The sequence below is a fragment of the Streptomyces sp. TRM68416 genome (assembly GCF_014596915.1).
GTDB lineage: Bacteria > Actinomycetota > Actinomycetes > Streptomycetales > Streptomycetaceae > Streptomyces.
Map to the genome: position 1 here is coordinate 1 of NZ_JACVWU010000038.1, position 19,822 is coordinate 19,822.

Consider the following 19,822-nt stretch of genomic DNA (forward strand, 5'->3'; position numbering starts at 1 on the left):
TAGGACGCCGCCGAACTTCTTTTACAGCTCTGGCTCTTGGGCACACCGCCCGAGAGCCAGAGCTTTTTTGCGTTGAGGTAGGGTCAGGGGGCATCGTTCGCACGTTTCCCACAGGAGGCCCCCGGGTGGAGGTCCAGGAGACCCGAGTCCAGACGGACCGGGTGCTCACCATCCCCAACATCCTCAGCATGGCGCGGCTCGCTGGCGTACCGCTCTTCCTGTGGCTGATTCTCAGGCCAGAGTTCGGAGGACCGGAGAGCGACGGCTGGGCTCTTCTGGTGCTGGCGCTGAGCGGGATCAGTGACTACCTGGACGGCAAGTTGGCGCGGCGCTGGAACCAGATCAGCAGCCTCGGCCGGCTCCTGGATCCCGCTGCAGACCGGCTCTACATTCTCTCGACTCTGGTCGGACTGACCTGGCGCGAGATTCTGCCGCTGTGGTTGACCGCCGTACTTCTTGCCCGAGAACTGGTTCTGCTGGTGATGGTGGGCATCCTCAGACGCCATGGCTATCCGCCGCCCCAGGTGAACTTCCTGGGCAAGGCGGCTACCTTCAACCTGATGTATGCCTTCCCGCTGCTCCTGCTCAGCGACGGAAGCGGGTGGCTCCCGACGCTTGCTGCTATTTTCGGATGGGCGTTCGCCGGATGGGGTACAACGCTGTATTGGTGGGCAGGAGTCCTCTACGTGGTTCAGGTCCGCCGCCTGGTTCGTGCGGACACCATGGCCGATTGACCCCGCCCAATGATGCGCCCCAGCGGCTCGATGGCCCGCGGCGGAAAAGTGCGGGACAATCTGGACGGGTGAAGTCGGCTAGACCGTCGTCTCTTCGAGGAGGACGCTTCCGACATGAAGGCCGTCGTGATGGCCGGAGGCGAAGGCACACGCCTTCGCCCCATGACCTCAAGCATGCCCAAACCGCTCCTGCCGGTGGCCAACCGGCCGATCATGGAGCACGTTCTGAGGCTGCTCAAAAGGCATGGGCTCAACGAGACCGTCGTAACTGTCCAGTTCCTGGCCTCGCTGGTCAAGAACTACTTCGGTGACGGTGAAGAGCTCGGAATGGAGCTCAGCTATGCCAACGAGGAGAAGCCACTCGGTACCGCCGGAAGCGTCAAGAACGCCGAAGAGGCGTTGAAGGACGATGCCTTCCTCGTTATCTCCGGCGATGCGCTGACCGACTTCGACCTCACCGAGCTGATCAATTTCCACAAGGAGAAGGGCGCGCTCGTCACCGTCTGTCTGACGCGTGTACCCAATCCGTTGGAATTCGGCATCACCATCGTCGACGAAGAGGGCAAGGTCGAGCGGTTCCTGGAGAAGCCGACCTGGGGTCAGGTCTTCTCGGACACCGTGAACACCGGCATCTACGTCATGGAGCCCGAGGTCTTCGACTATGTCGAGGCCGACGTTCCCGTCGACTGGTCAGGCGATGTCTTCCCGCAGTTGATGAAGGAAGGCAAGCCGATCTACGGGTATGTGGCGGAAGGCTACTGGGAGGACGTAGGCACCCACGAGAGCTACGTGAAGGCGCAGGCCGACGTCCTGGAGGGCAAGGTCGAGGTAGAACTCGACGGCTTCGAGATCTCTCCGGGCGTGTGGGTGGCGGAAGGCGCAGAGGTTCATCCGGACGCCGTTCTTCGGGGCCCTCTCTACATCGGGGACTACGCCAAGGTCGAGGCCGGGGCCGAAATCCGTGAGCACACGGTTGTCGGTTCGAACGTCGTCGTGAAGAGCGGGGCCTTTCTGCACAAGGCCGTTGTGCACGACAACGTGTACGTCGGGCAGCAGAGCAATCTGCGGGGCTGTGTCGTCGGGAAGAACACCGACATCATGCGTGCGGCGCGGATCGAGGACGGTGCCGTCATCGGCGACGAGTGCCTCGTCGGCGAAGAATCGATCATTCAGGGCAATGTGCGGGTCTACCCGTTCAAGACCATCGAGGCCGGCGCCTTCGTCAACACGTCGGTGATCTGGGAATCCAGGGGCCAGGCGCATCTCTTCGGCGCCCGGGGAGTCTCCGGAATCCTGAACGTGGAGATCACGCCGGAGCTGGCGGTCCGTCTGGCCGGGGCGTATGCGACGACCCTGAAGAAGGGCTCCACCGTCACCACTGCCCGAGACCACTCGCGTGGTGCGCGGGCGCTGAAGCGAGCGGTGATCTCCGCGCTCCAGGCCAGCGCCATCGACGTACGCGACCTGGAGAACGTACCGCTGCCCGTTGCCCGGCAGCAGACCGCGCGGGGCAGTGCGGGCGGGATCATGATCCGGACGTCGCCCGGAGTGCCGGATTCCGTGGACATCATGTTCTTCGACGGTCAGGGTGCCGATCTTTCGCAGGGCAGTCAGCGGAAGCTCGACCGGGTGTTCGCGCGGCAGGAGTACCGGCGTGCCTTCCCGGGTGAGATCGGGGATCTGCACTTCCCGGCCAGCGTCTTCGACTCGTACACCGGCTCGCTGCTGCGCAATGTCGACACGACCGGGATCGCCGAGTCCGGGCTCAAGGTCGTCGTCGACGCCTCCAACGGCAGTGCCGGGCTCGTTCTGCCCAGCTTGCTCGGGAAGCTCGGGGTGGACTCGCTGACCATCAATCCCGGTCTTGACGAGTCCAGGCCCACCGAGACGGCGGACGCGCGGCGGTCGGGGCTGGTGCGGCTGGGCGAGATCGTCGCGTCCGCGCGGGCCGCGTTCGGGGTGCGGTTCGATCCCGTGGGCGAGCGGCTCTCCCTCGTCGACGAGAAGGGGCGCATAGTCGAGGACGACCGGGCGCTGCTGGTCATGCTCGACCTGGTGGCCGCGGAGCGGCGCAGCGGACGTGTGGCGTTGCCGGTGACCACCACGAGGATCGCCGAGCAGGTGGCGGCGTACCACGGGACCCAGGTGGAGTGGACGACGACGTCCCCCGACGACCTGACGCGGGTCGGGCGGGACGAGACGACGATCTTCGGTGGGGACGGCAAGGGCGGCTTCATCGTTCCCGAGTTCAGCAGTGTCTTCGACGGTACGGCGGCTTTCGTACGGCTCATCGGGCTGGTGGCCCGGACGCAGCTCACCCTCAGCCAGATCGACGCGCGGATTCCGCGGGCGCACGTCCTCAAGCGCGATCTGGCGACTCCCTGGGCGGTCAAGGGGCTCGTCATGCGGCGGGTCGTCGAGGCGGCCGGAGACCGCTTCGTGGACACCACGGACGGCGTGCGGGTGGTGGAGACCGACGGGCGCTGGGTGATGGTCCTGCCGGATCCCGCCGAGGCGGTCACCCATCTGTGGGCCGAGGGCCCGGACGACGCCTCCGCGCAGGCCCTGCTGGACGAGTGGTCGGCGGTCGTGGACAGCGCCGGCCGCTGAAACACGGAGCACGCGCGCGTGCCGGACAAGTGTCCCCAAGGGGGCCTGTCCGGCACGCCGGTGGGGCCATTCGGAGGTAGGCGGCGCGACGTGCGACGATGTGCGGCATGCCGCAGCAGCCCCCCGTTCGGAGCACACCTACGCGCGCCTCGCGCCCGGACGCATCCATGTCGCTGCTCACCAACGTCATGGACCACAGCCTCGACGACGGCTATGCCGAGGCGGCCGCCCGGAAGCGGGCCGCGGGTGACGGTGGGCTGCCCAAGACGCTGCGGGCGAAGCTGGGGCTCGCCGCCGGACTGGTGCTGGCGGCCCTCGTCGTCACCGTCGGGGCGGCGCAGGCGCGCGTGGCGGCTCCCGTGGTCGCGAAGGAGCGCGAGGAACTGATCGACCGTATCGATCAGGAGACCGAGCTCGCGGACGGGCTGGCGGATGCCGTCGACGAGTTGCGGGACGACGTGAACGCGCGCCAGCGCGAGGCCCTCAAGGAGAGCGGGGGCAGCGAGCAGGGGGAGCTCGTGGGCATCCTGTCGGGTGCCGTCGAAGTCCATGGCCCGGGTGTGAAACTGGTCGTGGACGACGCCAAGCAGTCCGGTGGGGGCGGGAGCGGGGACCCGCGCGAGACCTCCGGTTTCTCCGACACCGGGCGGGTTCGCGACCGGGACATGCAGCGTGTGGTCAACGGGCTGTGGGAGTCCGGGGCCGAGGCCGTCTCCATCAACGGGCAGCGGCTGACGGCGTTGTCGGCGATCAGGGCCGCGGGCGACGCGATACTGGTCGACAACAAGCCGCTGGTACCGCCGTACACGGTGCTCGCGGTGGGGGACGGCGAGCGGCTGAGTACCCGGTTCCAGAACAGTGCCGACGGGCTGTATCTGGACGCCCTGCAGGACAGCTACGGCATCAGGACCGCCATCTCGGTGGAGGGCGACCTCCGGCTGCCCGCCGCGCCGAGTGTGACCGTACGTACAGCACAGCCGTACACCGAGAAAACCGAGAAGGGCACATCGTGATCGCCGTACTGGGCCTCGTCGTGGGAGTCGTGGCCGGCCTGTTGGTCCGGCCTGAGGTTCCGGCGGTCGTCGAGCCTTATCTGCCGATCGCCGTCGTGGCGGCGCTGGACGCCGTGTTCGGTGGTCTGCGGGCCATGCTCGACGGCATCTTCGACGACAAGGTCTTCGTCGTGTCGTTCCTGTCCAATGTGGTCGTGGCCGCGCTGATCGTCTTCCTGGGGGACAAGCTGGGCGTGGGGGCCCAGCTGTCCACCGGCGTGGTCGTCGTCCTGGGGATCCGCATCTTCTCGAACGCCGCGGCGATCCGTCGGCACGTCTTCCGGGCGTGAGGCCGATGAGCGACCAGGACGGGACGCCGGAGAGCCGGCTGCGCAAGGAACTGCCCGACGAGGTGCCGGCCGCGGCCGAGGAGACCACCGGGCCGGTAGCTGCCCCGAAGCCGCAGCCCGGGCCCGGGCTGAGCGGTCGTCAGCGGCTGGTGCAGGGGCTGTGGCCGCCGCGGGTGACCAGGGCCCAACTGATCGTCGCCCTGCTGCTGTTCGGCCTCGGCTTCGGCCTGGCCGTCCAGGTGGCCTCGAACAGCGAAGGGGACAGCGCCCTGCGCGGAGCACGTCAGGAGGATCTTGTCCGGATCCTCGATGAACTGGATGACCGTACTCAGCGTCTTGAGGACGAGAAGCAGGGCCTTGAGAAGCAGCGGGACGAGTTGGAGAACAGCTCGGACCAGGCCGAGGAAGCTCGCAGACAGACGGTCGAGAAGGAACGGCAACTCGGCATTCTGGCGGGCACGGTGGCCGCGCAGGGACCCGGCATCACGATGACCATCGAGGACACGAAGGGGACGGTCGAGGCGAGGATGCTGCTCGACGCCATTCAGGAGTTGCGTGCGGCCGGCGCGGAGGCGATCCAGGTGAATGGTGTGCGGGTCGTGGCCGGCACTTACCTGACGGACTCGGGCAACAGCGTGCGCGTCGACGGGAACAAGATCAACGCGCCGTATCGTTTCAAGGTCATCGGCAACCCGCAGGACCTGGAACCGGCGCTCAACATCCCTGGAGGCGTGGTGCAGACTCTCGAGAAGGAGCAGGCCACCGTGATTGTCGAGCGTTCCGACAAGATCGTCGTGGACGCCTTGCGGGCGGCGGAACGGCCTGACTACGCTCGGTCGTCCTCCCAGTGAGCCGGGGGTGCATGGGGGACGTCCGGCGAGGGCATGAGGTTGCGGGGGGTCGGCGCACCGAATGGGTGGTGCGTGGTGGAAACTGTCTGGTGGAGACGGACGTTGTCAGGATGTCCGGGTCGGCCGGTAGGTGCAGTCAGGGTTCGTCCTGCCCCACGGGCGGGTCTGTTTCAGTCAAGGGGAATCGCCCGTGAAGTTGTTTGCGAAGTTGTTCGGCAAGAGCGCGCGACAGGGGAGCGAAAACGCGACCGCCCGTCATCGCGCACAGCCTGACGCGGAGGGCCAGCGGCCGCTGTTCCGGGACCAGGTGGCTGGTCCGGGCGGTGACATTTCCGGAGGTCAGGGCGTGCCGTCTGTTGACCCTGCCCAGTCCGGAGGCATAGGTTTCGGGCAACCGTCAACCTCAAGTACGGGTGGAGGGTTCTCCGCCGACCCGTACGCGTCCAATGCCCCGGAGGGGCAGCCGCGGCAGGAGGATCCGTCCATGTCGGCCCTGGTGTGTACGAGGTGCGGTAACCGCAACGCGGAGAACAGCCGCTTCTGTTCCAACTGCGGTGCTCCGCTGCGGCCCGGTGCCGTGCCGGAGCGTCCGTCCGAGACGACGTCCACGATCTCCATCTCCGGCCTTGAGGCCTACGACGCCGAGGCCACCGGCCAGACGGCGATGCCGGCGCTCTCTCCCGAGGCACAGGCGGCCGTCGAGGCGCTGCCGCTGGGTTCCGCGCTTCTGGTGGTGCGCCGTGGACCGAACTCGGGCAGCCGCTTCCTGCTGGACGGTGACCTGACCACGGCCGGCCGTCATCCGCAGAGCGACATCTTCCTGGACGACGTCACGGTCTCCCGTCGGCACGTGGAGTTCCGTCGGAGTCCGGACGGTTCGTTCACGGTGGCGGACGTGGGCAGCCTGAACGGCACGTATGTCAACCGTGAGCGGATCGACCAGGTCGCCCTGTCGAATGGCGACGAGGTGCAGATCGGCAAGTACCGGCTGGTCTTCTACGCGAGCCAGCGGGGCTACTGACGCTCCCCCGGACCCGTTCCGGGCGGACCCCAGGGAAGGTCCATGCTTCAAACACCGAGCGGCGGTGCCGGGCACGGCACCGCCGCCCCGGACAGTGGGCTGATGAGCATCGGCACGGTGCTGAACGTGCTGCGGGACGAGTTCCCCGAAGTGACGATCTCCAAGATTCGCTTCCTGGAGTCGGAGGGCCTCATCGAGCCGCAGCGGACTCCTTCCGGGTACCGCAAGTTCAGCGCCAGGGACGTCGAGCGGCTCGGCCACGTCCTGAGAATGCAGCGGGACCACTATCTGCCGCTCAAGGTGATCCGCGAGCATCTGGACGCCATGGAGCGCGGTGAGGCCATTGCGCTGCCGACCGTGGGTCGGCAGCGCGACGGCGAGGCCGTCCCGGAGTTCTCCGAGGCGCAGACGGCGGCGCGCATCGGACGGGCCGAGTTGCTGGCCGCGGCCGAGATCGGCGAGCAGGAGCTCGAGGAGTGGGAGTCGTACGGACTCATCGCTCCGCTGCCGGACGGGGTGTACGACGCGGAGGCGGTCACCGTGGCCTCGCTCGTGGCCGAGCTGGGGCGCTTCGGGATCGAGCCGCGGCATCTGCGGGTGATGAAGGCCGCCGCCGACCGGGAGGCCGGGCTGGTGGACCAGGTGGTGGCCCCGCTGAGGCGCCACCGGAACCCGCAGACCAGGGCGCACGCCGAGGCGCGTACGAAGGAGCTGGCGGGGCTCACGGTGAAACTGCACGCCGCGTTGGTCAAGACCGCCCTCGGGGTGCGGCTGCCCTGAGTCGGGCTGTTCCTGGACGGCCGGACGGGCCGCGTTTCCTGCCCGACTACCCAAACGTCCCGGGCACGGCCTAGGGTTGCTGTGTGAACGAGCTCGATGTCGTAGGTGTCCGGGTCGAAATGCCCTCCAACCAACCGATCGTGCTCCTGCGTGAAGTGGGAGGCGACCGTTACCTCCCCATCTGGATCGGGCCGGGGGAGGCGACGGCGATCGCCTTCGCCCAGCAGGGCATGGCCCCCGCGCGACCGCTGACCCACGACCTGTTCAAGGACGTGCTGGAGGCCGTCGGCCAGGAGCTCACCGAAGTGCGCATCACTGACCTGCGTGAGGGCGTCTTCTACGCGGAGCTGGTCTTCGCCAGCGGCGTCGAGGTGAGCGCCCGTCCCTCCGATGCCATAGCGCTGGCCCTGCGCACCGGTACGCCGATCTACGGCAGCGACGGCGTGCTCGACGACGCGGGTATCGCGATCCCCGACGAGCAGGAGGACGAGGTGGAGAAGTTCCGCGAGTTCCTCGACCAGATCTCGCCCGAGGACTTCGGCACCAGCAGCCAGTGAGGGGCCGTCGGCGGACGATCGGCACGGGTGGTGTCGGTGGCTGACGTCGATTCGGTGCGGGTGGTCGCCGGCTGGGCGTTGGGTCGGCAATTGCCAGGGGCGAGTGAGAGCGTCCTGCGGCCCGGTCCGAGCGCATTCGGCTAGCCTTTCCCCGCGGTGGGATACGGGAAACCACTCCTAGGGTGATTATCACTCGGCGTGCCGAGTGTGGCGATCGTTGACGCACCCCTGGTGACTGCCTACCGTCGAGAAGGCAGGTCAAGGACGGAGGTCGGCGTGAGAAGCAGCGGCGACGGTACGGCGGGGGGTGCCCCCGGACGCGGTCTCGGGGCGAGCGGTCCGTACCCGCTTCACGGCAGCGCGGCCGACCATGCTCCGCAGCGACCGGCGGCCGTGCCGAGCAGCGGAGGGGCGACGTCCATGGCGTCCGAGCAGATCGGCTATCGCGGCCCGACGGCCTGCGCGGCCGCGGGCATCACCTACCGGCAGCTGGACTACTGGGCGCGCACCGGGCTCGTCGAGCCGAGCGTGCGGCCTGCGTACGGGTCGGGGACGCAGCGTCTGTACAGCTTTCGTGACGTCGTCGTTCTGAAGATCGTCAAGCGCTTCCTCGACACCGGTGTGTCGCTGCAGAACATTCGTACCGCGGTGCAGCATCTGCGGGAGCGCGGGTTTCGCGACCTGGAACGCATGACGCTGATGAGCGACGGCGCCACGGTCTACGAGTGCACCTCTCCCGACGAGGTCCACGCGCTGCTCCAGGGCGGGCAGGGGATCTTCGGGATCGCCGTCGGTGTGGTGTGGCGGGATGTCGAGAGTGCGCTGTCGCAACTGCACGGGGAGCGGATCGACACCGGGGAGACGCTCGTCGGGCGCAATCCGGCGGACGAGCTGGCGCGGCGGCGCAACCGGGCGGTCTGACAGCGGGCGCTCCTGGTCGTAGCAGGGGCATTGTCAGTGGCGTAGGGCAGCATCGGAGATGTGAGAAGCGCGCCGACGATCCTGCACCTCGACATGGATGCCTTCTTCGCCTCGGCGGAGCAGGCATCCAAGCCGAGCCTGCGGGGGAAGGCCGTCATCGTGGGCGGGCTGGGGCCCCGGGGTGTGGTGGCGACGGCGTCGTACGAGGCGCGGGTCTTCGGGGTGCATTCGGCGATGCCCATGGCGCAGGCGCGGCGGCTGGCGCCCAATGCCGCGTATCTCGTGCCGAGGTTCGGCTTCTACCGGTCGATCAGCGAGCAGGTGATGGGGCTGCTGCGGGAGCTGTCGCCGCTGGTGGAGCCGCTGAGCCTGGACGAGGCGTTCGTGGATCTGGAGGCCGGGGGCGCGGCCTGGGACGAGGAGTCCGCGCGGCTGGTGGGGGCGCGGCTGCGGGCCGACATACGGGCGGTCACGGGGCTCACCGGGTCCGTAGGGCTCGCTGCCTCCAAGATGCTGGCGAAGATCGCCTCTGAGCAGGCCAAACCGGATGGGCTCGTGGTGATCGAGCCGGGGACCGAGCGGGCGCTGCTCGGGCCGATGCCGGTGCGGACGCTGCCGGGGGTGGGGCCGGCTACGGGGGACCATCTGCGGCGGGCCGGGATCACCACGGTCGGGGAGATCGCCGAGGCGGGGGAGGACGAGCTCGTGCGGCTGCTCGGGAAGGCGCACGGGCACGCGTTGTACGCCATGGCGCTGGCGCACGACGAGCGGGCTGTGGTGGCCGAGCGGGAGACGAAGTCGGTGTCGGTGGAGGACACGTACGACGTGGACATCCACGATCGGGTTCGGGTGGGGCTTGAGGTGCAGCGGCTGGCGGATCGGTGTGTGCGGAGGTTGCGGGGGGCCGGGTTGTCGGGGCGGACCATCGTGCTGAAGGTGCGGCGGTACGACTTCTCCACCTTGACGCGGTCCGAGACGCTGCGGGGGCCGACGGATGATCCGGCGGTGGTGCGGGAGGCTGCGGCGCGGTTGCTGGAGGCGGTGGATACGACGGGAGGGGTGCGGCTGCTGGGGGTCGGGGTCAGTGGGCTGGCCGACTTCACGCAGGAGGACCTGTTTGCTCAGGCGGCGGGGGAGCGGGGGGTGGAGGGGTTCTTGGAGGAGGACGCTTCGGAGGTGGTTGCGGAGGAGCGGATGGGAGTGGGAGTGGGAGTGGGAGTGGGGGAGCGCCTGGAGGTGGCGGAGCGGCGGTGGGTGGCCGGGCACGATGTGCGGCATGCCGAGTATGGGCATGGGTGGGTGCAGGGGAGTGGGCTGGGGCGGGTGACGGTGAGGTTCGAGACGCCGGGGTCCGGGGTGGGGAGGGTGCGGACGTTTCGGGTTGACGACCCTGGGTTGGAGGTGGCGGATCCGTTGCCGTTGGTGTCGTTGAGGGGGGTTGCGGCGGGGGGTGGTGTGTGACTGAGGGGGTGGAGTGAGGTTTGGGTGCGCGGTGGGGGCGGGTGGGCGTTGGGGGTGGTGCGGGCCGGGTGGCGGTGGCGGGCCGGGGTGGTGCTGGCCGGGGGTGGGTCGCGCGGCCCGGCGCTGGCGGGGTGCCGCCTGCGCCCACCCGTGCCGCCCCAGGCGGCACGCATGCCCGCAGGCTTGGCGGCGTGGGCCGGCACCGTCTGCTGGGGTGGGCGTCGTGCCAGGTGGTGCGGGTGTTCGTGGTGGTGCGGGTGTCCGCAGGCTTGGTGGTGTGGGCCGGTGGCGGCTGTGTCGGCTCAGGTGGTGCGGGTGTTTGTGGGTGGGGTTAGGGTTCTGCGTCTTCTGTGCCTGCTACGTGGCCGAAGTTGTGGTCGGGGAGGGGTGGGGGTGGGGCTACGTCGAGGCCGTAGTGGTGGTAGAGCTGGAGTTCTTGTTCGGGGGAGAGGTGGCGGCCGACGCCGAAGTCGGGGGCGTCCTTGATCAGGGCGCGGTCGAAGGGGACGTGCAGGGTGCCCTCGACCAGTTCGCTGGGCTCCAGGGGGACGAACGCGTCCCTGCTGAACAGGCCGGTACGTATGGCCGCCCACTCCGGTACGCCGGTCGCGTCGTCGAGGTAGACCTCGTCGATCGTGCCGATCTTGGTGCCGTTGCGGTCGAACGCCTTGCGGCCGATCAGGTTGCGCGGATCGATGTCGGTCTGCACGGGCCCTCCACTTGGTCGCAACTCATCCGTAAGCACTACGAAAGAGCACATTCGGGCGCCTGGCCACTCGAACGCCTGGGCGTTGACCTCGCTGGTACGCTGACAGCGGCTGCTGACCCCGTGCGGGAGAGTCCTCCGGACCCCATCCGGAGGCGCCGAAGGAGCAAATCCTCCCCGGAATCTCTCAGGCCCACGTACCGCACGGACGAGGTCACTCTGGAAAGCAGGGCGGGTGTCGACGGCGTCCGCTCTCACCGACGGTGAAAGCCGGGTGCCCTTGCGCGACCCGGTGAAGCTCTCAGGTTGAGATGACAGAGGGGGAGGCCGTCCGGGTACCCGTGCCGTGGTGCCCCTCGAAGGTCGCGTCAGACCAGGAGGCCTCCGCAATGACCGCCCATCGTATTCCGCTCTCCGAGCTCGAACAGGGGATTCCCTTCGAGCAGCGTCACATCGGTCCTGATCACGAGGCGCGGGCCAAGATGCTGGCCCAGGTCGGGTACGGCTCGCTCGACGAGCTCACCGCCGCCGCCGTGCCGGATGTGATCAAGAACGCTGACGCGCTCGATCTGCCGGGTGCGCGCACCGAGGCCGAGGTGCTGGCCGAGCTGCGCTCGCTGGCCGACCGGAACCAGGTGCTCGACTCCATGATCGGACTCGGGTACTACGGGACCTTCACCCCGCCGGTCATCCTGCGCAACGTCATGGAGAACCCCGCCTGGTACACGGCCTACACGCCGTACCAGCCCGAGATCTCGCAGGGGCGCCTCGAAGCCCTGCTGAACTTCCAGACCACGGTTGCCGACCTGACCGGACTGCCGACCTCCGGCGCCTCGCTGCTCGACGAGGGCACCGCGGCTGCCGAGGCAATGGCGCTGTCCCGGCGCATGGGCAAGAACAAGAAGGGCCTCTTCCTGGTCGACGCGGACGTTCTGCCGCAGACCATCGCCGTGATCGAGACGCGGGCCGAGCCGACCGGCGTGGAGGTCGTCGTCGCCGACGTCAGCGGCGGCATCCCGGCGGAGATCGCCGCGCGTGAGATCAACGGCGTGCTCCTTCAGTACCCTGGCGCCTCCGGTGTCGTACGCGACCTCAAGCCCGTCATCGAGCAGGCCCACGAGCTGGGAGCGCTGGTGACCGTGGCCGCCGACCTGCTCGCGCTGACGCTGCTGACGTCGCCGGGCGAGCTCGGGGCGGACATCGCGGTCGGTACGACGCAGCGGTTCGGTGTGCCGATGGGCTTCGGCGGTCCGCACGCCGGCTACATGGCCGTACACGAGAAGTTCGCGCGCAGCCTGCCCGGGCGGCTGGTGGGCGTGTCCGTCGACGCCGACGGGAACCGGGCGTACCGGCTCGCGCTGCAGACGCGTGAGCAGCACATCCGTCGGGAGAAGGCGACCAGCAACATCTGCACCGCGCAGGTGCTGCTCGCCGTGATGGCCGGGATGTACGCCGTCTACCACGGGCCCGACGGGCTGAAGGCGATCGCCCGCAGGACCCACCGGTATGCCTCGATCCTCGCCGCGGGGCTCACCGCGGGCGGGGTGGAGGTCGTGCACGGCTCCTACTTCGACACGCTCACCGTGCGGGTTCCGGGGCGGGCCGCCGAGGTCGTCGCCGCTGCCCGGCAGAACGGGGTCAACCTGCACCTCGTCGACGCCGATCTGGTGTCCGTCGCCTGTGACGAGACCACCGGGCGGGCGCAGCTCGCGGCCGTGTGGAGTGCGTTCGGGGTCGAGGGGGACATCGAGGCGCTGGACGCCCGGGCCGAGGACGCGCTGCCGCGGGAGCTGCTGCGGGGGGACGAGATCCTGACGCACCCCGTCTTCCACCAGCACCGTTCCGAGACCGCCATGCTGCGCTACCTGCGCAAGCTCGCCGACCGCGACTACGCGCTCGACCGCGGCATGATCCCGCTGGGCTCGTGCACGATGAAGCTCAACGCGACGACCGAGATGGAGCCGGTGACCTGGCCCGAGTTCGGCCAGCTGCACCCCTTCGCGCCGGCCGAGCAGGCGCAGGGCTACCTCACGCTCATCCGCGAGCTGGAGGAACGTCTCGCCGAGGTGACCGGGTACGACAAGGTCAGCCTGCAGCCGAACGCCGGGTCGCAGGGTGAGCTCGCCGGCCTGCTCGCCGTACGCGGATACCACCGGGCCAACGGGGACGAGCAGCGGACCGTGTGTCTGATCCCGTCCTCCGCGCACGGCACGAACGCGGCGAGTGCCGTGATGGCCGGCATGAAGGTCGTCGTCGTGAAGACCGCCGAGGACGGCGAGATCGACGTGGACGACCTGCGGGCCAAGATCGAGCAGTACCGTGACGAGCTGGCGGTGCTGATGATCACGTACCCGTCCACGCACGGCGTGTTCGAGGAGCATGTCGCCGACATCTGCGCGCAGGTGCACGAGGCCGGCGGCCAGGTGTACGTCGACGGGGCCAACCTCAACGCCCTGGTGGGGCTGGCCAAGCCGGGTCACTTCGGCGGTGACGTCTCGCACCTGAACCTGCACAAGACCTTCTGCATCCCGCACGGCGGCGGCGGTCCGGGCGTCGGGCCGGTGGCGGTGCGCGGGCACCTCGCGCCGTACCTGCCGAACCACCCCATGCAGGAGGCCGCCGGCCCGGAGACGGGTGTGGGGCCGGTCTCGGCCGCGCCGTGGGGTTCCGCGGGGATCCTGCCCATCTCGTGGGCGTACGTCCGGCTCATGGGCGGCGAAGGGCTCAAGCGGGCCACGCAGGTGGCCGTGCTCAGCGCCAACTACATCGCCAAGCGGCTGGAGCCGCACTACCCGGTGCTCTACACCGGCCCCGGCGGGCTGGTCGCGCACGAGTGCATCATCGACCTGCGGCCGCTGACCAAGGCGACCGGGGTGAGCGTCGACGACGTCGCCAAGCGGCTCATCGACTACGGCTTCCACGCGCCGACGATGTCCTTCCCGGTGGCCGGCACGCTGATGATCGAGCCGACGGAGTCCGAGGATCTGGCGGAGCTGGACCGGTTCTGCGAGGCGATGATCGCCATCCGTGCGGAGATCGAGAAGGTCGGTTCCGGGGAGTGGGCCGCGGACGACAACCCGCTGCGGAACGCTCCGCACACCTCTGGCGCGCTGAGTGGGGAGTGGGAGCACGCGTACGGGCGTGACGTCGCCGTGTTCCCGGGTGGGGTTTCCGCCGCGGACAAGTACTGGCCGCCGGTGCGTCGGATCGACCAGGCGTTTGGTGACCGGAACCTTGTCTGTTCGTGCCCGCCGTTGGATGCGTACGAGGACTGAGTGAGCTGTAGCGCAGGGGGCTCCGCCGGATGGGCGGGGCCCCTTTCGTGTGTTACGGGGATGTCGTCGTCCTGGTTGCTGCTCGGTCGCGCCTTCGCGTCTTTACGCCGGGTAGGCGTGTGTCTGCGTTGCCTTGACCGTGGCCCACACCGAGGCGCCGGGGTGCAGGTCGAGTTCGGCGGCGGCGACCGTGGTGAGGTCTGCGGCGAGGGGGAGGTCGCCGGTGAGGTCGGCGCGGATCTGGTCGCCGTGGGTTTCCAGGCCGGCGACCTGGCACTGCCAGAGGTTGCGGGCGCTGGCGCCTGACGGGCGGTCGCGGAACAGGGTTACGGCGCTGGGGGGGAACGCGACGAAGACCGGGCCGGCGAGGTCTTCCGTGGTGGTGATGGCGGGGCCCGTGTCGAGGTGGACCGTGTGGCCGTCCGCCTGGCCCTTGTAGAGGTTCAGGCCGACGAGTTGGGCGATGTAGTCGGTGCGGGGGTGGCGGGCGATGTCCGCCGGGGTGCCTTCCTGGACGACTCTGCCGTCCTCGATGACGATCAGGCGGTCCGCCAGGACCATCGCGTCCAGGGGGTCGTGGGTGACGAGTACGGCGACGGCCTCGAACTCCGCGAGGTGGTGGCGGAGTTGGGCGCGGACTTCCAGGCGGGTGCGGGCGTCCAGGGCGGCGAGGGGCTCGTCGAGGAGGAGTAGGCGGGGGTGGGTGGCCAGGGCGCGGGCCAGGGCTACGCGTTGGGCCTGGCCGCCGGAGAGGTGGCGGGGTTTGGTGGTGGTGTGGTCGGCGAGGCCCATGCGGGTGAGCCAGGTGGTGGCCTGGGCGCGGGCCTCTGCCTTGGGGGTGCCGTGGCAGCGGGGGCCGAAGGCGACGTTGTCGAGGGCGGAGAGGTGGGGGAAGAGGAGGTAGTCCTGGAAGACGACGCCGACCGGGCGGGCCTCTGGGGGAGTGTGGTCGAGGGGGGTGCCGTCCAGGTGGAGGTGGCTGCCGGGGGAGAGGGGGATGAGGCCGGCGAGGGCGCGTAGGGCGGTGGTTTTGCCGGCGCCGTTGGGGCCGAGGAGGGCGAGGACGTCGCCGGGGGTGGCGGTGAGGGTGATGTCCAGGTGGAAGGTCTTTCGGTGGATGACCAGGTGGGTGTCCAGGCCTTGGGGGGTGGTCATGTGAGGTGTGTCCAGGGGTGGGGTGGGGTGTGGGGTGGGTTTGGGGTGGGGTAGGGCGGGGCGGTGGGGTGTGGTTGTGCTGGGGGTTGCGCGGTTCGGGGTGTGCGGGGGCCGCTGGTTGCGCCGGCGGGGGTGGGTGCGCAGCCCGGCGTGGCGGGGTGCCGCCTGCGCCCACCCGTGCCGCCCCAGGCGGCACGCATGCCCGCAGGCTGGGTGGGTGGGGTGGGGGATGGGGGCGCGCATGGCTGCAGGGTGGGTGGGGTGGTGCCTGGTTGTGTGGGGGTCATCTTGGGGTTAGCCAGCGGTCCCTGAGGGCTGCCAGGACTGTGATGGAGACGGCGAGGAGGACGAGGCTCAGGGCGATGGCTGCTGCGGGGTCGTTCTGGAGGGCCAGGTAGACCGCTAGGGGCATGGTTTGGGTGCGGCCGGGGAAGTTGCCGGCGAAGGTGATGGTCGCGCCGAACTCGCCGAGGGCGCGGGCCCAGGCCAGGACCGCGCCGGCTGCGATGCCGGGGGCGATCATGGGGAGGGTCACCCGGCGGAACGCGGTGAAGCGGGAGGCGCCGAGGGTGGTGGCTGCTTCCTCGTAGCGGGGGTCCGCGGCCCGTAGCGTGCCCTCCACGCTGATGACCAGGAACGGCATCGCCACGAAGGTCTCCGCCAGGATCACGCCCGCCGTGGTGAACGGCAGCGTGATGCCGAACCAGGAGTCCAGCCACTGGCCGACGACGCCGTTGCGGCCGAGGGCGAGGAGCAGGGCCACGCCTCCGACCACGGGCGGCAGGACCAGGGGCAGGGTGACCAGGGCGCGTACGAGACCTCGCCCGGGGAATTCCGTGCGGGCCAGCAGCCAGGCCAGGGGGACGCCGATCAGCAGGCTGAGCGCGGTCGCGGCCGTGGCGCAGACCAGCGACAGGCGCAGGGCCTCCCAGACCTCGGGGCTGGTCAGTTGGTCGGGCAGGGTGCGCCAGGGGGCGCGGACGAGCAGGGCGGCCAGGGGGAGCAGCAGGAAGGCCAGTCCCACGAGGGCGGGGAGGAGGAGGGGCAGGGGGACGGTTCGGGTCCGCCGGGCGGTGGGGGTCGGGCGGGTCATGGGCGGAGGAATCCGGACGCGGTCAGGACCTTCTGGCCCTCGGCGGACCGCACCAGCTCGATGAACGCCTCGGCCGCCGTCGGGTTGGGCGCGTTCCTGAGCTGAGCGATCGGGTAGTCGTTCACGGCCTCGGCCGACTCGGGGAAGTCCACGCCCTCCACCTTGTCACCCGCCGCCCTCACATCCGTCCGGTAGACGAGCGCGGCGTCGGCCTCCTTCAGCTCGACCTTGGTCAAGGCGCCCTTGACGTCCTGCTCGTAGGAGACCGGGGTGACGTCGAGGCCCGCGGTCCGAAGTGCCGTCCGGGCGGCAGCGCCGCACGGGACCGTCTCCTCGCAGAGGACGACCTTGAGCCCGGACTTGGTGAGGTCCTTCAGGGAGGAGATGCCGTCGGGGTTGCCCGGCAGAGTGGCGATCTGCAGCTCGTTGCGGGCGAAGGTGGCCGGCGTGCCGGTGACGTCTTCTGCGTCCGTGACGATCGCCATCGTCTTGGGGCTCGCCGCGGCGAACACGTCCGCCGGGGCGCCGCCGGTGATGTTCGCGGCGAGCGTGTCGCTGCCGCCGAAGCTGAACGTGACCTTGGTGCCGGGATGCTCCTTCTCGAACCGTGCGCCGAGCTTCGTGAAGCTCTCCTGGAGGGAGGCGGCGGCGAAGACGGTGACCGTGCCGGCGGACTCGGAGGATTCGGAGGACGAGGAGCAGGCGCTCAGCAGGAGCAGTACGGCGGCTCCGGCGCCGGTCGCCTGCAACGTCCGGCGGGTTCGGCGGGCGTAGCGGATCGTCACGGTGGTGCTCCCTCTGTCTCCCCGGCTGTCTCCCCGAGGCGGAGTCCGAGGCCGTCGCGCCTCCGCCCGTGCGCCGATCATTCTTGCGCATCTGCGAGGCGGAAGTCTTCTGTCTCATCGCACGAGCCAGTCAGAGGATGCGTGGATGTTTGTATGTGCGGAGCTGGCCTCGGGGTGGGTCAAGTGCGGTCGATATGTACGTTTGTCGACTTCACCCTCGCTGTGGCCTCCATGCCCACCTCCAGGCCCAGCTCCTCCACCGCCTCGCGGGTCAGCAGGGAGACGAGGCGGTGCGGGCCCGCCTGGATCTCGACCTGGGCCGCCACGTCGCCGAGCTTGATCGCGGTCACGATGCCGGGGAAGGCGTTGCGGACCGAAGTGTGCGGAGTTTCCTCGTCGGCGGCTCCCGACTTGGCGAGCTCGACCGAGAACGCGGCCAGGGCCCGGCCGTCGATGAGCCGCCGACCGCTGTCGTCGCGGTGGGTGGCCATCCGGCCCGCGTCCGCCCAGCGGCGGGCGGTGTCCGGGCTGACGCCGAGAAGTCGTGCGGCCTGGCCGATCGTGTAGGACTGCATGCCGATCACGATAGGTCGTCAGCCACGGGTGGGTGTGTGTCCGCTTCGTAATGTTCGCCGACGGAGTCGAATGTTTCGGTTGTTCTCCGGAAGGGCGGCGCCGCGGGGGCGCATGGCAGCCCCCTCGGGACGCTCAGTGACGGAGGGGGAGGCTAGCTCGGCGCGGTCCCCGCGTGCCTCGGGAGCGGCCCGGCCCGGGCGGTGCGTCGCCGCACACGCCGTAGCGCCGGGCCGCTCGGGACGGCCGGCGAAACCCCTGCCGCAGGCCTGCCGCCGCCACTCCCCGGCCGTCCCGACACGATCGTCTCCTTCGGCGGAACCCCCGAAGGCGCGGTCCGGTCGGCCGAACCCCGACGGGTGCTCCCCATCCGCTCGGGTGGTCGGCGGCTTCGTCGGTCGGGTGGGTGGAACGTGCGTCGCCGAAGGCGGCGCGGCCTTCGGTGGGTTCGTGTGCCGACGCGGGGCGCGGCGGTCGACCGGCCCAACTGGCGGATGCCGTGGATGAGTCGGTGGCGGATTCCCTGTGTACGAGGGGTTGCCACCCGTCAGGCGCTGTCTCTAGGGTGCGGCAGCAGCGAACCTTTCTGGATTCGTGGCGAAAGTTTCGAAATTCCCGCGTGGGCGGAGTGGACGCCGTCCCGTATCTCAAGGAGCGCATGATGGGCGACCCGGCACTGTCCCGCCGCGGCTTCCTGGCGGTCTCCGCCGCGGCCGGTCTCGGTATGACGGCACTGAGCGGCTGTGGCGGCGACTCGGACGAAGGGTCGTCCGACGGAACGACCACGATCGAATGGTGGAACATCACCACGACCCAGCCCTCGAAGGACGTCTGGGAGGCCCTGGCCAAGAAGTTCGAGGCCCAGAACCCCAAGGTCAAGGTCAAGATCGTTCAGCTGGAGAACGACGCCTACAAGTCGAAGATGACGGCGCTGACAGCCTCCGGCAAGCTCCCCGACATCTTCCACACCTGGGGCGGCGGCGTCCTCAAGCAGCAGGTGGACGCGGGCCTCGTCGAGGACCTCACGGACCGCACCAAGGACTGGTCCGACAGCCTGCTGCCGGTCACCAAGGAGCCGTACCTGATCGACGAGAAGCTCTACGGCATCCCGTTCGACATGGGCATGATCGGCTTCTGGTACAACAAGGCGCTCTTCAAGAAGGCGGGCATAGCCGAGCCCCCGACCACCTGGAGCGGCTTCCTCGACGCCGTCGGCAAGCTGAAGTCCGCCGGGACCACCCCGATCGCCCTGGCGGGCAAGGAGAAGTGGCCCGGCATGTACTACTGGGCCTACCTCGCGATGCGCACCGCCGGTGCCGAGGCCGTCCAGAAGGCCAGCGACGACAAGGACTTCACCGCCCCCGAGCTGGTCCAGGCCGGCGAGCACCTCCAGCAGCTGGTCGACCTCCAGCCGTTCCAGAAGGGCTTCCTCGGCGCCACCTACTCGGGCCCCACCGGCCAGGCCGCCGCCGTCGGCAACGGCAAGGCCGCGATGGAGCTGATGGGCCAGTGGGCGCCCATCGTCCAGGCGGACGTGGGCAAGGGGCTCGGGGACGACCTCGGGTTCTTCCCGTTCCCCGAGGTCGAGGGCGGAAAGGGCGCGATCACCGAGGTGTTCGGCGGGGGCGGCGGACACGCCCTGCGCAGGGACGCCCCGCAGGCGGCGGTGGACTTCCTGAAGTTCTTCTCCTCCGAGCCCACCGTCCTGGAACTGGTCAAGAAGACCAGCGTGCTGCCGGTCCTGCCGTCCGCCGAGAACGCCATCACCGACCCCAACATCAAGGCCGTACAGGCGCAGTTGAAGGCCGCCACCGGCTTCCAGCTCTACCTCGACCAGGCGTACGCGCCCGCCGTCGGCCAGGAGGTCAACGACAGCGTCGCCGCGCTCATCGCCGGCTCCAAGTCGGCCGAGCAGGTCACCGCGTCGATCACCAAGGTCGCGAAGGAAGAGCAGTAGT

17 protein-coding genes and 1 riboswitch are annotated in these 19,822 nt (G+C 69.5%); of the genes, 12 read left to right on the plus strand and 5 right to left on the minus strand.

Annotated elements, in window-relative coordinates; translation table 11 throughout:
- Window positions 1–125: 125 nt before the first annotated feature.
- The 10 genes from ICC28_RS37945 (at window position 126) to ICC28_RS37990 (ending at window position 10,277) form a co-directional block, all read left to right on the plus strand.
- Window positions 126–734 carry a CDP-alcohol phosphatidyltransferase family protein gene (locus ICC28_RS37945; RefSeq protein ID WP_188293411.1) on the plus strand — a complete coding sequence of 203 codons (609 nt, stop codon included), beginning with the start codon at window positions 126–128 and terminating at the stop codon, window positions 732–734.
- A gap of 114 nt (window positions 735–848) precedes the next feature.
- On the plus strand, window positions 849–3,344 hold the full coding sequence (locus ICC28_RS37950; protein ID WP_188293412.1) for a mannose-1-phosphate guanyltransferase: 2,496 nt from the start codon (window positions 849–851) through the stop codon (window positions 3,342–3,344).
- A 98-nt stretch (window positions 3,345–3,442) separates the two neighbouring features.
- Window positions 3,443–4,357, plus strand: coding sequence for a DUF881 domain-containing protein (locus ICC28_RS37955; RefSeq protein WP_188293413.1), 915 nt, complete (start codon window positions 3,443–3,445; stop codon window positions 4,355–4,357).
- Entirely contained in the window at window positions 4,354–4,686 is a 333-nt protein-coding gene (locus tag ICC28_RS37960) for a small basic family protein (RefSeq protein ID WP_003988855.1), read from the plus strand. The genes ICC28_RS37955 and ICC28_RS37960 overlap by 4 nt, the downstream gene beginning before the upstream one ends.
- Before the next feature lie 5 nt (window positions 4,687–4,691).
- On the plus strand, window positions 4,692–5,537 hold the full coding sequence (locus ICC28_RS37965) for a DUF881 domain-containing protein (RefSeq protein ID WP_188293414.1): 846 nt from the start codon (window positions 4,692–4,694) through the stop codon (window positions 5,535–5,537).
- A gap of 130 nt (window positions 5,538–5,667) precedes the next feature.
- Window positions 5,668–6,558 (plus strand): FHA domain-containing protein, encoded by an 891-nt coding sequence (locus tag ICC28_RS41620; RefSeq protein WP_411158643.1) that lies wholly within the window; start codon window positions 5,668–5,670, stop codon window positions 6,556–6,558.
- 42 nt (window positions 6,559–6,600) lie between these two features.
- Window positions 6,601–7,338 (plus strand): MerR family transcriptional regulator, encoded by a 738-nt coding sequence (locus ICC28_RS37975; protein WP_188293416.1) that lies wholly within the window; start codon window positions 6,601–6,603, stop codon window positions 7,336–7,338.
- Between the two features lie 83 nt (window positions 7,339–7,421).
- A complete protein-coding gene (locus ICC28_RS37980; RefSeq protein WP_004002801.1) occupies window positions 7,422–7,895 on the plus strand; it encodes a bifunctional nuclease family protein in 474 nt (157 codons plus the stop codon).
- 276 nt (window positions 7,896–8,171) lie between these two features.
- Window positions 8,172–8,816 carry a MerR family transcriptional regulator gene (locus ICC28_RS37985; RefSeq protein ID WP_188293417.1) on the plus strand — a complete coding sequence of 215 codons (645 nt, stop codon included), beginning with the start codon at window positions 8,172–8,174 and terminating at the stop codon, window positions 8,814–8,816.
- 60 nt (window positions 8,817–8,876) lie between these two features.
- Window positions 8,877–10,277, plus strand: coding sequence for a DNA polymerase IV (locus tag ICC28_RS37990; protein WP_188293418.1), 1,401 nt, complete (start codon window positions 8,877–8,879; stop codon window positions 10,275–10,277).
- Between the two features lie 331 nt (window positions 10,278–10,608).
- Here ICC28_RS37990 and ICC28_RS37995 read toward each other — a convergent pair whose 3' ends face one another.
- Entirely contained in the window at window positions 10,609–10,986 is a 378-nt protein-coding gene (locus ICC28_RS37995) for a PRC-barrel domain-containing protein (RefSeq protein ID WP_188293419.1), read from the minus strand.
- Window positions 10,987–11,099: 113 nt separating this feature from the next.
- Window positions 11,100–11,196: riboswitch (glycine riboswitch) on the plus strand.
- 176 nt (window positions 11,197–11,372) lie between these two features.
- On the opposite strand from ICC28_RS37995, the gene gcvP reads away from it, so the two are divergent.
- Entirely contained in the window at window positions 11,373–14,258 is a 2,886-nt protein-coding gene (gcvP, locus tag ICC28_RS38000; protein WP_188293420.1) for an aminomethyl-transferring glycine dehydrogenase, read from the plus strand.
- A gap of 102 nt (window positions 14,259–14,360) precedes the next feature.
- Here gcvP and ICC28_RS38005 read toward each other — a convergent pair whose 3' ends face one another.
- The 4 genes from ICC28_RS38005 to ICC28_RS38020 form a co-directional block, all read right to left on the minus strand.
- Complete coding sequence (locus ICC28_RS38005) at window positions 14,361–15,413, minus strand: ABC transporter ATP-binding protein (protein WP_188293421.1); 1,053 nt, start codon at window positions 15,411–15,413, stop codon at window positions 14,361–14,363.
- Window positions 15,414–15,696: 283 nt separating this feature from the next.
- Window positions 15,697–16,506, minus strand: coding sequence for an ABC transporter permease (locus ICC28_RS38010; RefSeq protein ID WP_188293422.1), 810 nt, complete (start codon window positions 16,504–16,506; stop codon window positions 15,697–15,699).
- A complete protein-coding gene (gene modA, locus ICC28_RS38015; protein WP_317454173.1) occupies window positions 16,503–17,291 on the minus strand; it encodes a molybdate ABC transporter substrate-binding protein in 789 nt (262 codons plus the stop codon). Before modA ends, ICC28_RS38010 begins: the two co-directional genes overlap by 4 nt.
- Window positions 17,292–17,470: 179 nt before the next feature.
- A complete protein-coding gene (locus tag ICC28_RS38020; protein ID WP_188293424.1) occupies window positions 17,471–17,875 on the minus strand; it encodes a molybdopterin-binding protein in 405 nt (134 codons plus the stop codon).
- A 650-nt stretch (window positions 17,876–18,525) separates the two neighbouring features.
- Here ICC28_RS38020 and ICC28_RS38025 point away from each other — a divergent pair.
- A complete protein-coding gene (locus ICC28_RS38025; protein ID WP_188293484.1) occupies window positions 18,526–19,821 on the plus strand; it encodes an extracellular solute-binding protein in 1,296 nt (431 codons plus the stop codon).
- The last annotated feature ends 1 nt before the right edge of the window (window position 19,822 follow it).